Genomic DNA, 15,052 nt, shown 5'->3' on the forward strand with positions numbered 1-15,052 from the left:
TTAACCGGACCATGAAATTGACCAAGAGATCATTTGTAGTTTTTGCAGTAGCGGCAGCCGGATGCCTTATGAGCCGGGCCGCAGTATACAATATAGTGGATTACGGTGCTGTGAGTGACACCACCCGTCTGAGCACTCAGGCCATCCAGCGAGCCATAGACAGTTGCACGGAGGCAGGTGGCGGAACGGTGCTTGTGCCGGCCGGATCGTTTAAGACCGGAAGCATTTTTCTGCGTGACAATGTGACGCTCAATCTTGAAAACGGCGCCACGCTCTATGGCAGTACCGACATAAAGGATTACACACCGGTGACCACCGGCTATGTCTCGCTTCGCACCGTCACTCCGACAATCCAGCTGATCTATGCCGACGGGGTGTCACACGTGGCTGTCACCGGCCAGGGCACCATCGACGGCCGCGGAAGCGCTTTCCCGAAACTGTCGTGGAACGACGAGGGAATCACACGCCCCCATCTGCTGCGTTTCATCTGCTGCTCTGATGTGAGCGTTGAGGGGGTAACACTCAGAAACTCAGGCTGCTGGATGCAGCACTATCTGGCCTGCGACAGGGTGAGGATCGACGGCATCACGGTGTTCAACCGCAACAATTACAACAATGACGCTCTTGACCTCGACGGTTGCCACAATGTGACCGTCAGCAACATGATAGCCGACTCAGACGATGACGGGATCACTCTCAAAAGCACCTCGCCGCGCCTCTGTGAAGACATCACGATCAGCAACTGTGTGATTTCAAGCCACTGCAACGCCATAAAACTCGGCACCGAGACCAATGGCGGTTTCCGCAACATCATAGTCCGGGGCATCACGGTGAAACCGTCGGCCGACCAGTCATCGCAGTTCTTCGGCTTTCCCGGCGGTCACGGCCATTCGGCCATCTCGCTTGAGATTGTAGACGGCGGCACGATGAGCAATGTGGATATAGCCGACATAACCATCCGCGGCACCGAGTCGCCGATCTTCATACGTCTGGCCGACCGCCGCCGTCCCTATTCCAAGGATGTGCCTGTTGAAAATGTAGGTTCGATCAGCGGAGTGCGTCTCCACGACATTCTGATCGACGAGGCCGGTCCCGGCGGAAGCTCGATTACCGGAGTGGAGGGCCATCCGGTCAGAGACATTGAGCTGCGCAACATCACCATACGCCACAAGGGAGGCCAGAAGGCAGTAGCGGCTCCGACTGACGAAAAAATAGCGGAATATCCGGAGTCGACCATGTGGGGCATCCTTCCGGCCCAGGGCTTCTGGCTCAACCACACGCGCGGAGTGATCTTTGACAACGTACGCATCGAAGCCATCACCCCCGATGCCCGCCCGCTCTTCGTCGCCACAGACTCCGAAGGCTTCGTAACCAAGTAGCGAAAGCCGGGGTGATTACCTTCGGTTACGTCAATGGCGTACCTTCGCAGGACTATCTCCATTCGGTTTCCGTAAACTTCATCCATTATCCGGATCTCGGCTGGATTGTCAGCAGTCTTGAAAAATAAGATGACGTTAAGAGGGTGTCTCTGACGTTCTCTGAACGCGATAAAACAACCGCTCCATCCGCAGTGCCGAAGGTGCACAGCGCGGATGGAGCGGTTGTTTTATCGGGAGGGTAGTGAAACACCACTCGCTATGGATGCAATAAGCGGGGGCTTATTTGAGTTTGTAGACTTCGGTTCCGGCCAGAAGGAAGCAGCCGGTCCCGTAGTCGTCGAAGTCGGGCTTGGAATCATAGGCCACGGGCTGACCGTCTTTTGGCTCTTTGCCGGTGCCCTGCACATAGCCGAGGTAGCCGTTGGGGTGAACGGCTTCATTGACCATCGCATTCCAGGCCTTGGTGATGACGGGGAGATATTTGGCGCGATCGAGAATGCCGTTGTTGACACCCCATGCCATGCCGTAGACAAAGAGAGCGGTTCCGGTCAGCTCCTTGCCGCCGAAGTTGCTTTCGTCATGGAGGCTCACGTTCCAGAATCCGTCTTTGCGCTGACATTTCACGGCTGCCTCACACATGGCCTTGAGGTCGGCGATGTAGGCTGCACGGTGGGGATCGTCGGCAGGAATCTCGTCAAGCACACGCACGAGAGCGGCCACAACCCAGCCGTTGCCACGTGACCAGTAGCAGTTCTTGCCGTTGGGTTCCTTGTAGGGGGCACGAAGTCTTTGTCGCGCCACCAGAGACCTTCTTTTTCGTTGAAAAGACCGCCGGCGAGAGTGTTGCGGCTCCAGCAGTACATGTCCCAGGCTTTTTCGTTGTAGCGCTGGTCGCCGGTCAGTTTGCTCATCTTGGCCAGTACGGGCATACCCATCTGGATAGCGTCGATCCAGGTCCAGTCGTCTACCTGGGGAGTGTTGACGAGCATGTTCATGCAGGCTTTGGTCTTGGTGAGCATACGGGGTTCGGGGGTCAGATTATAGAGGTCGATGTAGGTCTGTGCGGCGCAGTAGTTGTCGGCGTTGCGGGTGGTGGTGTCGTCGCGGCGCATGCCCCAGTCGAAACCGTCGGCCCAATTGTAGGCGTAGTCGTAGTAACGGTTGTCGGGGTAGATCGAATGGAGAGCCATCAGGCCTTCGAAGTAGACGGCGCGGGTCCAGATGTTGGCCTCGTAGACTTTCTTGCGCGAGTAGTAGGGGATTCCGAGCAACGGATCGGGATGTTTTTTGAGATAGTGGTCGTTGACCTTTATGAGGGTCTTGAGGGTCTGTTCGCGGGGAGGAAGCTGTTCGGCCGCCATGCAGGGGAGTCCGAGCAGGATTGCAAGTGCGATGATGATGGATTTCTTCATGGAATTGCAGTGATTGGATTGTTATTGTTTAATTGTTGATTTTTACGGGTATGAGACTCACTGTGGAGTTGAGTCCGGCGGGGACTTCCTCCCAGTCGCCGAACGAGAATGTCTTGGCATTGGTCACCGAGGCGATGTTGGCATCTTTGAAGATGCGCCACTTGATACCGCGGCGCTCGAAGTCGGCTATGCGGTTGGCCTGGTTGTTGGTCACGCGGACTTCGAGGCGGTTCAGCCCAGGCTTGAGCAGACGGCCCACGCTGAGGGTGAAGGGGGCTGACCAGACTTTGCCTGCGTCCTGGCCGTTGACGGTGACTTCGGCGCTGTGGCGCACGTCGCCGAGGTCGAGTATCCAGTCAGAGGCTTCAGCCGGATTGTCGAGGCTGAACTCTACGCTGTAGACAGCGGTGCCGAAGTTTACTTTGGCTTCCTCTGTGGGCAGATCGGTCCATGCGGTGAGGGTGTCAGTGGCGAAGGTGCCGCTGATGGCCGGCTGGCTGTTTTCAAAGACTATGCTCCAGCCGCGGTCGATATTGACTGGCTTGCCGGCAGGCTCGATGTAGCCCCAGGGAGCCATTTCGGGCTTCACGGCGAAGGTTTTCAGCATTATCGACTGACCGGGACGTAGCTGCAGGCGCAGGCTTGTGGTGCCCGGCTCCGACTCATAGGTCTGAGCCAGTCCCGACTCTCCGGTGAGCGGGTCAAAGATGCCCACGGCGGCAGCGGGAGTGGCCAGGGTGACTTTTCCGTCGATGGCGTCGCCTTTGAGGTTGGCGAGGAAGTAGTTGAAACCTCCTGCCTCGTTGCGGCGGCGTATCATGGAGATGTTACGGTCGGAGCGGAGGGTTTCGGGGCGCAGTCCGGAGAGTTTCAGTCCGGAGGCTATGTCAGGAGCGGTGATTATGCGGCCCTTGCCTTCGGAGTGGACGCATGGCACGGAGCCTATTTCAGGAGCGGCCTGCAGAAGGGTCCGGAGTGAGTCGAGGCGCTGGTCGTAGCGGCTGAGACCGGGCACATCAGCGGGCAGAGAGCCGGTGACGATGACCGTGGCTCCTTCCTGAGCGAGTGATAGCAGCTTTTTCAGTGTGGCCGGGTGCATGAAGCGCACGGCGGGCACTATGATAGCGCCGTAGGTGGCATCGCCTGTGCCTTTCAGACGCCCGTCTGTGCTGACGGTGAGAGTCTCGGTCAGGGCGTCGGAAATGTAGTCGGGGTCGTAACCGGCGGCCATGATTTCGGTGACGTGCTGCTTGATGTCGGGCATGCGCTGCTGCATCTTGTGGATGTCAAACATCAGATAGGGATTGCCTCCCTGACGGTGCCAGACATCTTCAAGCGGGAAGTAGAGAAGCACGTCATTGTCGGGAGTTCCGGCTGAAAGGAAAGCCTGGCAGCGGGCTATGTAAGCGAACAGTGCGTCGGCATCGCGCCAGATGCTGTTGGTCGGCGACATGTTGATCGAGGCGTAGAACATCCATCCGGGGAAGGCAGCGCCTTTGGGCGAATAGGGGGCGCCGTGGAAATAGACGTGGTTCACGCCTGAACAGAACATCTGGTCGAGTTCGGGCTTGCAGCGGGCCAGAGTGGTGCGGAAATGTTCGGTGAGCCAGGTGAGAGTCTCGGCCGAAGTGAGTTTCTTGCCGGTGACATGGGCTGCCGAGGATGCGAATTTCAGCACGGCGGGGTCGGAATCGCTCGGACGCGAGGGGCCGTCCTGCACCAGACCGGGTATAGAGAAGTCGGTCTGTCCGAAGGATTCGCATTCAGGGATGTCGACCGCGGCGTAGAGGTCGATGATATTGGCCGGTGATCCGTGACTCTGGTTGCGCACCTGCGCGCCGTGGCGGTGGGAGCGGGCCATCCACACGTCGGTGAAGTTCTCGCGGAGCATTCGGGCGAGGGTGGCGCGGTAGTCGCGCACCACTCGGCTGCGGAGGCTGTCGTGGTTCTCCTGGTCGAGGAATTCGGGCAGGTAGAGTTCGAGCTTGTAGCCGTGGTCGCGTTCGAATTCCTCGAAGATGTTGTCGGCCCAGTCGGAGCCGTAGACTTCATAGGAGTCGTTGAAGAAGCTGTCGGGGTATGGAATGCCTGATGAGGCAAACGCGCGGTCGAAGCGGTCGAGATAGCTGTTGACCGCGATGCTGTCATAGTGGTTCACCACCAGGCCTTCGCCTCCGGGTGCGGCGCGTTTCACTTTCTGGAAAGTGCGTCCACTGAAAATGGCATAGACTTTCCAGTCGCTTTTGGCCTTGGGGGCTTTCCAGTCGAGCAGGGAGTCACGGCGCAGGTGCGAGGTGATGTCGATTCGGCGGTCGCCGTTGACTGCTATGATGCGCTGGAGGGTGGCCACTCCCTGCTGCTTTCGGTCAGAGGGACGGACGGTTATTTTGAGCTTCTTGCCTGGGCTTACGGTCCAGCTTTCGGCCACACGCTTGCGCGCGCTTTGGGCGGCGGTGACTTCCGGGCCTCCGAAGGGCCAGCCGGTGCCGTTGTTCATGTCGATCTGCAGGCCGAGGCGCTTGCCTTCGGCTATGGTATGGCCGAGCATGTTCATCCACTTCGGCGACAGATAGGATATATCATTGGCTTCGTTGCCTTTGACTCCGTAGATAGGGGTGATCTCGACTCCTCCGAGTCCCTGGCGGGCAAACTCTTCGAGGTTGTAGGTGAGACCTTCGGGGTCAACAGCGCTTCCGAGCCACCACCAGCGCACGAAGGGGCGGTTTTCGGTGGTGACCGGATACCAGTCGGTCACTTCTGCGGCGCTCAGGCATCCGGTGCCTGCGCCGAGCAGAAGGCCGAGGGTCAGGAGGGTTTTATTTTTCAGATTCATGTGCGGTCTGTTTAGAGAATCAGGGGCGCTGGAGGGTTATGCCCATAAGGCCGATGACTACGTCGCCTGAGAGGGTTTCGATTTCCAGTGATTCGAGCTTGCGCTTCGGATCGGCGGGGATGTCAAGCACCACGGCGGCGCCGCCGGGGATTGTGCCTACGATGTCGCCGTCGGCTCCGGTGCTTTCAAGCTCCTGGCGTTTGCCAACCTCGCGGGCGAGATCGCGGGCCACGTGGCCGGTCTGCAGATGCATGCGGTAGAGCGGCTTGGTGCCGGGAGCGAGGGCGAAAGCGTGGTTGTCGTTATAGAAATCCTGTTCGATCGGGGCCCAGTTGTGGGGATTTACCAGAGGGGTGACGCTCTCGCTGCCGTCTTTGTAGCGGATGCGGATCTTGCCGTTCTCGATGCCTGACTGCATGTGGTTTGTCGAGCCGGCCATGACGAGATAGAGATGTGAGGCTTTGCCGCTGAGTTTCACGGAGGCGCGGTCGGGATAGTTGTCCCAGAGAGAGGTGTAGATCACGTTTGAGCCTTTGGCTGGTAGGGCGAAGGGGATGCCGAGTTCGGTGACGAGGCGTCCTTTCTCCCGGTCCAGGCGGCTGCGGAGTCCGGAGTCGTCGATCTCGGCGGTGAGTTTCGGGTGACACCATTCGCCGATGCCCTGCGCGGGGATCTGGAGGGTGGTCACCTGCGGACGTGGCGAGAGGTAGCGGTTGCGGAAGATGTCAGTGACGGAGGCGTTGTAGGCCTTGCGCAGGTCTACTGTCTCGCAGCGGGCGGGGTTGATATCGTCGAATCCGGGTGCGGCTACGGCGGTGAATGGCCTGTGGGCTGAGATTTCGGCGGTCCACCATTTCAGCACGCCGTCAGCCATCTCGGTGAATTTCACCGGGCCTTCCTCGCGCACGCGGCCGGTAGGGATGGCGGTCAGCTCGCCGGCGGTCTCGATGACCACTTCAAGCTGCGGTTCATTGCCGGCGTTGATGCGCAGACGCGGGGTGCCTATCGAGCTGTCGACATTTTCCCAGGCTACGGTGCGGCCGTTGACTTTGACTGAGCGCACGCCGTGGACCGGCACTGTGAGCAGCACCTGAGGCGCGAGGCGGTAGCGGTTGTCGATGGTGTAGACCAGGCGGTCGCCGTCGCGGCGGAAGCTGTAGGCTATGTCGGGGAGATTTATCGAGGCTGAGTTCCAGTCGGAGGGGAAACCGGGAATGATCTCCACACGGGGAGTGGCGGCTGTCATGTCAGGGCGGATGCCGAAGAGGCCTTCGGTGAGGGCGCGGCTCCAGACTCCGATGGGGTCGGCGAAGTCGCGGTAAGACTCGCCGCGCACGGCGTCATAGTGGCTGATCTGGCCGAAGTTGAGGGGCGATGCGCCGAGATACATGTTGTCCATCACCACGGCTTTCATCAGCCGGCAGGCTTCCTCGCTGCGTCCGGCCTGCCAGTAGGCGAGGGCGGTGTGCATTACTTCGGCGATGGCCACGTTGTTGATGCTCCAGGAGTAGGGTTTCCAGTTGGTGGTGGAGATGGTGTAGATGTTGTCGACTCCGCTGTCTGAGAGCACGGGGATGTGGGGGATTACGCTGTCGACATAGCAGGTGGCGGCGTAGGCCTGGAAGGGGTCGGCGATCTCGGAGTCGATGGCATGGTAGATGGTCCAGACTGCTGCCGAGGGGTGGAGACGCTGTTTGCCTCCGGCATCCTTGAATTCGGCCCAGTGGCCGCGTTCGGGCATCCAGAGGGTGGCGTCGATGGCTTTGCCGATGGCTTCGGCTTCATCGAGATAGGGGGTCGGGTCTTCGCCGATGATCTGTGACACGCGGGCGGCCATGAGGTTGGCGAAGCGGTTGTAGGCCGAGGAGTGGGTGACGGCGCCGCCACTGTAGTAGAGAGCGTCACTGGCCCAGATGCAGCAGTAGGCGTCATAGAGGTGGTCGCCGTCAGGGTCGAAGTTGAGTTTTTCCCAGGCGAGATGGCGTTTGATCACCGGGAAGAAGCGGCGCATGGCTGCGGTGTCGCCAGTGTGGCGGAAGTGGCGCATGAGGGCATCGATGTAGACGAGATTCATGTCGTAGTGCGACATTTCGCCTTTCTTTCCCGGTCGGCGGCAGATGTAGCCGTTGCTGTACATGGGTGTTCCCCAGCGTTTTTCAGCCCGCGCGAGGTTGAGGGTGCTGTCCTGGCAGGGATGCTGGAGTGTGGCGGGGATGTCGGTAACCTGATTGTCGGCATAGGTGGCGAAATGGGTGAGGGCGCGGTCGTGGCGGCCTATGGCGTTGCCTACGTAGGCACCGCGCCATCCGAGGTGGGGCGTGCGCCATCCAATCGAGCCGTGGAGCCATGCCTGTCCGCTCCAGATGCCGTCAGCGGCCACTGACATGGCGCTGCCTATGGGGTTGAGCCAGGGATCTGGGGTTGAGATGGAGACTGCCGATGCGAGAGCGGCTCTTTCGCTCTCGGCCTGCTTCATCATGGCGGGGATGGAGAAGCCGGCCGGGATGACCGACGAGGGGAGCAGGGCTATGTATTTGCTCTCTCCGGGGGCGAGTACTATCTCGCCTTCGGAGACCGGGAGCTCGCTGATGCGTGAGTCGGCGGCGGGGATGAGCAGCGAGAGCTGTGCGCGCTGCTTGTTGCCGTATTCCACTCTGACGGTGTCGCCGGTGACGGTGAAGATGTTGCCCTTGCAGTATTCGGGTTTGAGGTCGAAGCATGTGGGGTCGTCGACACCGAGGTCGCCCTCGCGGAAGAATTTCTTGTCGGCCACGCCTCCGAAGCGCACGGGCACTGTGACGGCTGAGGCGGTTGTGTTGGTCAGGCGCCAGAGGGCCATGTCGGTGCTGCGCATTACCTGCGCCTCAACCTCGATGCCGCCCTGGGAGTAGTCCATGCGGCCGGGGGTGTAGCGCGCGGTGCAAGGGCCCTGCGGGAGTGTCAGACGGAGGTTGCCGCCCATGCGGGGCAGGTAGATGCCGAATTCTGGCATGTCGCTGCACTCCATGCGGAAACCTGAGTGTGCGCCGTAGAGGGCTCGGTTGAATTTGGTCTGTCCGTCGGTGCAGACAGCCGAGATTCCATCGGGGCGGTAGTGGGTCTTGCGGATCTGTGTATTAGATGCCGCGCCTGCCCTGAGAGGGGCAAGCGTGGCTGTTAGGGCCATGCACAGCATGGCGGCTTTTGTGAACTTCATTTACAAAAGTGATGGTTTTGAAGGGTGCCGTCAGAGAGGCACCCTCCGATTGTGGATTCAGTATAATTCCGGGTTGAAATGCGAAGTCAGGACCGGCGGCTTCAAGCGCCGTGGTCCGGCTTCGGATCAGGGGAGGGGCTTGATGCCTTCCCAGCGCACGTCCCAGGTGCCGTCTTTCGGGAAGCCGGGATTTTCGGTCTCGCAGCCGTCCCAGCCGGCACACATGAGGGCCACTGCGGTGAGCAGGCCGCCGTTGCCGGGCAGATAGCAGCGCAGACGGTTGTCCTGATAGTTGTGGCCGTTGGGGAGATAGGTGTTGGTGCGCTTATCCATGAGCAGGGCGTTGACTGCCTTTTCGGGATGGCCGAGGCGCACGGCGTTCATTGCGGTGGTGGGGTAGTCCCATCCCCAGGTCTTGTCCCAGTTCCAGTTGTCATAAACCCAGTCAAAGGTGTTGTCCATGATGTCGGCTTTCACCAGGGGTGAGTTGGGGAGGATGCCTACGGCGGCGAGCACGGCCATGTGGTCGGAGGTCAGACGGATGTCGCTGTAGGTCTCAGGAGCTGTCTCGGCGGCGAGATAGAGGCTGTCTTTTGCGGCGAGGGGCGAGAGCGATGCTATGATTTCGTCCCATTTCTCCACGCGGGGCTCACCCTTGCGCTCGCGCCACTGCTGGGCGGTGTTGAGGGCGAAGTGCCAGTAGGCCAGTTCGAAGGGGGGATTGACGGTTTCGGCTGCGCGGAGGGTTTCCTGTGCGGGGATGATGCCGCGGAGTATGTAGCGGCCGGTCGAATCCTGTTCGGCGAAGTCGGCCATGAATTCGGCTGTGCCCTGGATGAGGGGATAGTAGCGGTTGACCATCGCGCTGTCGGGGTTGGCGCGGTAGAGGAGTTCGGCCAGATAGATCAGGTGGGGCTGCTGCCAGATGAGGAAAGATCCCACCTTCGAGGGGGCTTCCATGCCTGAGGGATCGGTCATCTTCATCCAGCGGAGACCTTTGAAGCCTTGGCGCTCGGCTATCTCGCGGGCTACTCCCTTGGAGCTTTCATACCAGGGGAGGGTGCGGTTGAGCAGGTCTTCGTGGCCGTAGAGGGCAAACTGTGCCTGGTGCCACCAGATCATTTCCATGTGGAATTTTCCGAACCATGAGTTGTAGGTGAGGCCGGTTTCCTGGGGAGGGGTGGAGCCTGCACACTGGATGGCGAGGAGGTATTGCGAGAGCACCACGCGGCGTTCGAGTTCCTTGGCGCGCGGGTCGGTGCAGTGGCTGAAGTCAACCACTCCGCCCTTGGTCCAGAAGTCTTTCCAGTAGGTCGAGGATGCATCGCGGGTCTGGGCTACGGTTGGGGCTGCGTCCTGCGGCACGTCGGGGAGGAAGGTGGCGGTAACGGTCCACTCGTTGTCGGCCGGGGTGAGCGTGAGCTGGTTGCGGCCGTCCTGACGGAGTGAAGCGTTGCCGCTCCAGGCGAGGTCTATATAATAGGTGGTGGAGTCGAGGCTGTGGCGCAGGAGGGCGCTGTTGGCGTCGGCGCGGACAATGTCTGTGGTGTGGAGCGAGTCGGCGGTCCAGTTGCAGGCATCGTCACAGTGTCCGCCGGTCGGATAGGGGAGGCGGATTGCCAGGGGCAGATGCTTTTCGTCTTTGATCGAGGCGGCGAGCATGTCTTTTTCGGGGTGGACGTAGGTGCGGACAGCCACGGGAGAGCCGTCGACCTTGAAGTCAGAACGGATTTCGCCGGTCCACATGTCGAGGGTCTGGTCGATGTCGGTGATCCGGTCGGGCTGAAGTCCGGCAAAGCCTATTGCTCCGAGGTGGAGGCGGTGGGGGTTGACGCGATACCAGTTTGCGGCATCGTGGGGGCGTCCGGCTTCCTTGAACTGCACTGCGTAGGGTTCTTTGCGGCCGCGTCCGAAGTCATAGTCCTTGAGGGCTTCTTCGGGACGGAGGTTGTCAGGGTTGGCGAAACTGTGCCATCCCCACTGAGCCTGAGTGCCGAGGGGCACACCCTTACTGTAGAGTTCGGGGAATGTCTGGAGGCCGGTGACGTCGACGGTCACGGCGAATTCTCCGTTGCCCACAGAGAGCGAGGCGAGGGTGTCGATGGCGGTGATGTGGGGGTTGTTTCTTTCCACTAAAGCCTGACGGTCAATGGCTGAGGCAGATCCGCAGGAGTAAAGAGCCGAAAGCGGCAACGTGAGAGCCGCTGCATAGAATAAGTTTTTGAAAGTCATCGGTTCCGATACTGTTATGGTAAATTTTAAGGTATTTGGCACAAAGTTACGAATTTACCCGCAGACTGCAAAATTTGGCTTCAGGGTGGGTTTGGGTGGTTTGGGAGGTTTGGGGACTTTGGGGTCAAGCCGAAAGCACGGTGCATGAATTTTGAGAAAAGTGTTAAATTTGTGGCATGAAAACCGCAGATGCAATATGGATGTGCCTGCCCGAGGGCATGGACGAACTATTTGAAATGGTGCGCTTCGAGCGCACGGAACAGTCCTATGACATATGGCTTGACGAAAAGAAGAAACTGTCTGATGAAGACTATCGTAATCCAAATATCGTAGCGCGAGGCTATACGGATTATGTAACAATACAGGACTATCCGATGCGTGGACGGCCTGTATTTCTTCACATGCGCAAGAACAAGTGGTGGGACAGGCAGACCAACGAAATCTTCAGCTACAATCTCGAACTTCCCAACGAGGAAGGAACACGACTCAGCGCCGAGTTCGTGGCTTTTTTAAAAGACGAAGGTGGAGACGACAGCCCTGTCGATTAAACAGATAGCGCAGATGTACTGCGTCAACGGCAAACATTTTGCCGACTTGTACCGCAATAAGATAAGCGGTTACGCCGACTGGTGCGAACAGGAGCTTGGCTGTGGGTTCTATTTCAACGCCGATAATATCGGCCCTTACATGAGTCTTGATGAGACGTGTCTGAGCAACGGGGAGGTATGGACGTTCCTGACCAACAAGGACGGCCACGGAGGCAAGGGAACACTTGCGGCAGCCATTCCCGGAACAAAGAGTGACGAAATTATATCCATACTCATCGGAGCTATGGAGAAATCAATCAGACGCAGGGTCAAGGAAGTGACCTGCGATCTCTCGCCATCAATGATGCTCATAGCCGCAGAAGTGTTCTATAACGCCCATGTAGTCAACGACCGTTTTCATGTCCAACAGGTCTATAATGAGGCCGTTGACGAAATCCGCATTGACATTCGCCGACAGCTCATCGCAGAGGAAAACAACCGCAACAAGTCCGAACCGCCGGTAACGTACTCCAACGGAGAGACCATGCGCCAGATACTGGCCCGCAGCAAACACACTCTGATGATGTCGCAGAACAAATGGACTGACATACAGCGCCATCGTGTCAACATACTGTTCAAATACTATCCAATGTTGAAGGCTGCATACAGCCTTGCGATGGAGCTGCGCAAGATTTTCAACGCTAAAATCTCACCGACAAAAGCCATGGGGAGGATGAACAAGTGGTATGAAAAGGTAATGGCATTGGGTAACAACAACTTCCGCTCGGTAATCAAAACATTCAAGAACCACGCCCCAACAATCCTGAACTATTTCCGTCGTCGTGCGACCAATGCCTCTGCCGAGGCATTCAACTCTAAAGTCAAAATATTTCGCTCACAAATGCGTGGTGTCCGGGACCGCGACTTCTTCATCTTCCGATTAGTCAAACTCTACGCCTAAAAATTTAACACTTCTAATTGCCCAATTTAACATATGCACCGTGCTTTCGGCTTGAGCCGACTTTGGGAGATTTGGAAGGTTTGGGGTTGGGTCAATTGGGCCAATTGGCCTGATTGGAGGGCCTAAGTATGTTTAGTCAGTAAAGGTTTTTAAAATTTCGGTCAAGCTTGATCTCAGGGGCAGAAGGTCTGTTTCAATAGTGGCGAGTATTCTTTCGGCTTTGATCTGATAATATCCATGCACAAGAACGTGCCTCATGCCGATGACTGCTGACCAAGGAATTTCAGGGTGGCTGCTGCGGGTTGATTCTGTTAGCTTATAGGCTGCCTCTCCGATAATTTCCAGACATTTCACCATTCCATAAAACAGAATCGGATCGGAAGTCAGAGCTTCTTCCGGATAGCGTGACTGTGCGGAGTCAATTTTGTCAATGGCTTCAACCATATGTAGAAGCCGTTCGCGGTCACGGATTTTCTCTCTCATAGATCAGGATTTTGTCGCGGTTGACTGACGGGAGGGCATAGGGCATGAGGGTGTCAAGCTCAACAAGGTCTACTGCCCGGTGGAGCATCTTGGTTAGTGCGGAATACATCTGCCCCATTGTGAAAAGTGTTATATTCTGGCTTTTGTCGAATTCAAGCAGTATGTCGACATCGCTTTTATCAGATTCTTCTCCGCGGGAGAATGATCCGAATAGCCATACACGGCTGACCGGCTGTGTCGAGAAGAAGTCTTTCAGGCGTGGAATCAGTGTTGATGCGGTCTCTTTGGTCATAACTGCAAGAGTTTGGCGGTTTTCGCAAAGTTACGAATTTGCCCGCAGACTGCAAAATTTGGCTTCAGGGTGGGTTTGCGAGATTTGGGAGGTTTGGGAGATTTGGGGTTGGCCTGATTAGCCTGATTAGAAGGCCTCAGGGTTCTCAAGAGAAAAAGTCAGCCCCGCCATAACCGGTCGGTCGGGGCGGGGCTTGGGTCAAGTATGGTTGCTGTTTGTCTGTATTGTTGTCAAATCAACGGACCATTTTTTTGTCCGATAGCTGAGATTGTCTCAGCGGGCAAGCATGGTGTCGGAATTAAGTGTTGTTTCGAGTGCAGGTTTTGCAGAGACTATTCTTGCTGCGGCCGTCTTCTTGAGGGGTGTTGCAGCTGTGGTTTCTTCAGTATTTCCGCCTTCTTCCGAAAGAGTCTGCATTCTCATCAGTATGGGTTCTTCCATTTTCTTAATGTAGCCGGCGCTTGAAGCTGATGATGCAGGCTGAGCCTTAAACGCATGTATCTGCATGGCTGACAGGGCGTAGTCAAATGTTTTTGCATCAACAAATGCAGCTGCTGTGATTCCCATGTCTTGTGATTCAAAGTAGGTGAACGAAGCATTCATGCTCGGTTTGGTATCCCAAGTATAGAATATGGCATCTTCTTCAGGATCATAGAATGTATAGCACATATAAGCGAAATATGAGCTCCATTTGCCAAGATAGGCTCCTCCGGCAAGATTAAGGGTCTTGGTTGCGTCATTCCATTTCAACGGTGCCGACAAATTATATGCACCTACAGTGAAGTCGAGTGTGTAAGTGTTGCCGTTGCGTTTCATTGTGGCCGGGAAATAGTAGTTTTTGCCGTCAGAGGGATCAGTGAATATCCACTGGTATTCGCCTGCAATATCCTTGTCAAAATCATACTGAGAAACGGTCAATGAACCGGCAGCTCCTTCGAGACTGTAGGAGAGTGAGCCTGAGCGCATGTGGCCGGAGTTGTTTTCATCAACTGTGATGGTCACTGTCTCGTTGGCGAAGGTTGCGTGGATCCAAGATGACTCAGTATTGAACTGAACAGTGATGTCAGAGGGGAAGTCATAGGTATAGGTTTTGGCATCGTCATTCTGGCTGATTTCAGTAACCTTTACCAAGGGGAAGATGAGAGGTCCTTGATTGACTGTAATGTCATTGGTGAGATTGCCGACAGAGATTGTGACAATGCCGGTGCGTGCCTGCAGTTTGGTGTTGCGGTCAGCCGCGATTGTCAGGATACCGTCAGTCAGAGAGGCCTTGAGCCATTCAGAGTCAGATGTAACAGACACTGGAAGTGTTGCCTCGGCTTTATAAGATTGAGACCAAGCATCGGAATCAATATCAATTGTGCTGACATCGTCATATTTGAAGATGATGCCTGACTGGATAATCGAGATGTTGTCAGTGGCGTTGCCGCATTTGACTGAGATTGATCCGCTTCGGCCTGAGAAGTCGTTGTTCTGGTCAACGGCGATGTCAATGCGGTTGCCATCAACAGAGGCTGTGATCCATTCATTGTTGGCGGTTACTGTCACCAGGCCTTTCGCTTCGAAGGTGATCGAGCCGGTAGAAGCCGAGGCGGGGAAAGATGTCTCATGGCCTGTGATTGTGATGGCCGATTCGGTTGTGATGTCCGGCGCTTCATAATCGCTGCACGCGGTGAAACCCGCGGCAGCAATTATAGCGAACAATACTGATTTATATATCTTTTTCATCTTTTTCCA

General features: G+C 56.9%; 9 protein-coding genes and 1 pseudogene. 3 read left to right on the forward strand and 7 right to left on the reverse strand.

The genetic code is table 11. The features are described 5' to 3' along the window. Positions 1-11 precede the first annotated feature (11 nt). Positions 12-1,379 (forward strand): glycoside hydrolase family 28 protein, encoded by a 1,368-nt coding sequence (locus tag E7745_RS04390; RefSeq protein WP_136408382.1) that lies wholly within the window; start codon positions 12-14, stop codon positions 1,377-1,379. Between the two features lie 279 nt (positions 1,380-1,658). On the opposite strand, the pseudogene E7745_RS04395 reads toward E7745_RS04390, so the two are convergent. From E7745_RS04395 to E7745_RS04410, 4 genes and pseudogenes are all read right to left on the reverse strand, one after another. Beyond that, positions 1,659-2,791, reverse strand: a pseudogene (locus tag E7745_RS04395) (glycoside hydrolase family 88 protein). Positions 2,792-2,819: 28 nt separating this feature from the next. Further along, complete coding sequence (locus E7745_RS04400; RefSeq protein WP_240740366.1) at positions 2,820-5,624, reverse strand: glycosyl hydrolase; 2,805 nt, start codon at positions 5,622-5,624, stop codon at positions 2,820-2,822. A gap of 19 nt (positions 5,625-5,643) precedes the next feature. Then, the gene (locus E7745_RS04405; RefSeq protein WP_136408383.1) at positions 5,644-8,820 is read right to left on the reverse strand and encodes a DUF4450 domain-containing protein; all 3,177 of its coding nucleotides are present in this window, start codon (positions 8,818-8,820) and stop codon (positions 5,644-5,646) included. A gap of 126 nt (positions 8,821-8,946) precedes the next feature. Continuing rightward, on the reverse strand, positions 8,947-11,052 hold the full coding sequence (locus E7745_RS04410) for a hypothetical protein (protein ID WP_136408384.1): 2,106 nt from the start codon (positions 11,050-11,052) through the stop codon (positions 8,947-8,949). Between the two features lie 176 nt (positions 11,053-11,228). Between E7745_RS04410 and E7745_RS04415 the strand changes: the two genes are divergently transcribed. Next, on the forward strand, positions 11,229-11,600 hold the full coding sequence (locus E7745_RS04415) for a transposase family protein (protein ID WP_107037111.1): 372 nt from the start codon (positions 11,229-11,231) through the stop codon (positions 11,598-11,600). Further along, entirely contained in the window at positions 11,575-12,540 is a 966-nt protein-coding gene (locus tag E7745_RS04420) for a transposase (RefSeq protein ID WP_237613087.1), read from the forward strand. The genes E7745_RS04415 and E7745_RS04420 overlap by 26 nt, the downstream gene beginning before the upstream one ends. Before the next feature lie 132 nt (positions 12,541-12,672). Here the strand turns inward: E7745_RS04420 and E7745_RS04425 are convergent, their stop codons facing one another. From E7745_RS04425 to E7745_RS04435, 3 genes are all read right to left on the reverse strand, one after another. Then, positions 12,673-13,023 carry a DUF86 domain-containing protein gene (locus tag E7745_RS04425; RefSeq protein ID WP_136408385.1) on the reverse strand — a complete coding sequence of 117 codons (351 nt, stop codon included), beginning with the start codon at positions 13,021-13,023 and terminating at the stop codon, positions 12,673-12,675. Then, the gene (locus tag E7745_RS04430) at positions 13,004-13,315 is read right to left on the reverse strand and encodes a nucleotidyltransferase family protein (protein ID WP_136408386.1); all 312 of its coding nucleotides are present in this window, start codon (positions 13,313-13,315) and stop codon (positions 13,004-13,006) included. The genes E7745_RS04425 and E7745_RS04430 overlap by 20 nt, the downstream gene beginning before the upstream one ends. A 273-nt stretch (positions 13,316-13,588) precedes the next feature. Further along, entirely contained in the window at positions 13,589-15,043 is a 1,455-nt protein-coding gene (locus tag E7745_RS04435; RefSeq protein ID WP_136408387.1) for a BACON domain-containing protein, read from the reverse strand. Between the last annotated feature and the right edge of the window lie 9 nt (positions 15,044-15,052).

The organism is Duncaniella sp. C9, from assembly GCF_004803935.1.
Taxonomy (GTDB): domain Bacteria; phylum Bacteroidota; class Bacteroidia; order Bacteroidales; family Muribaculaceae; genus Duncaniella; species Duncaniella muris.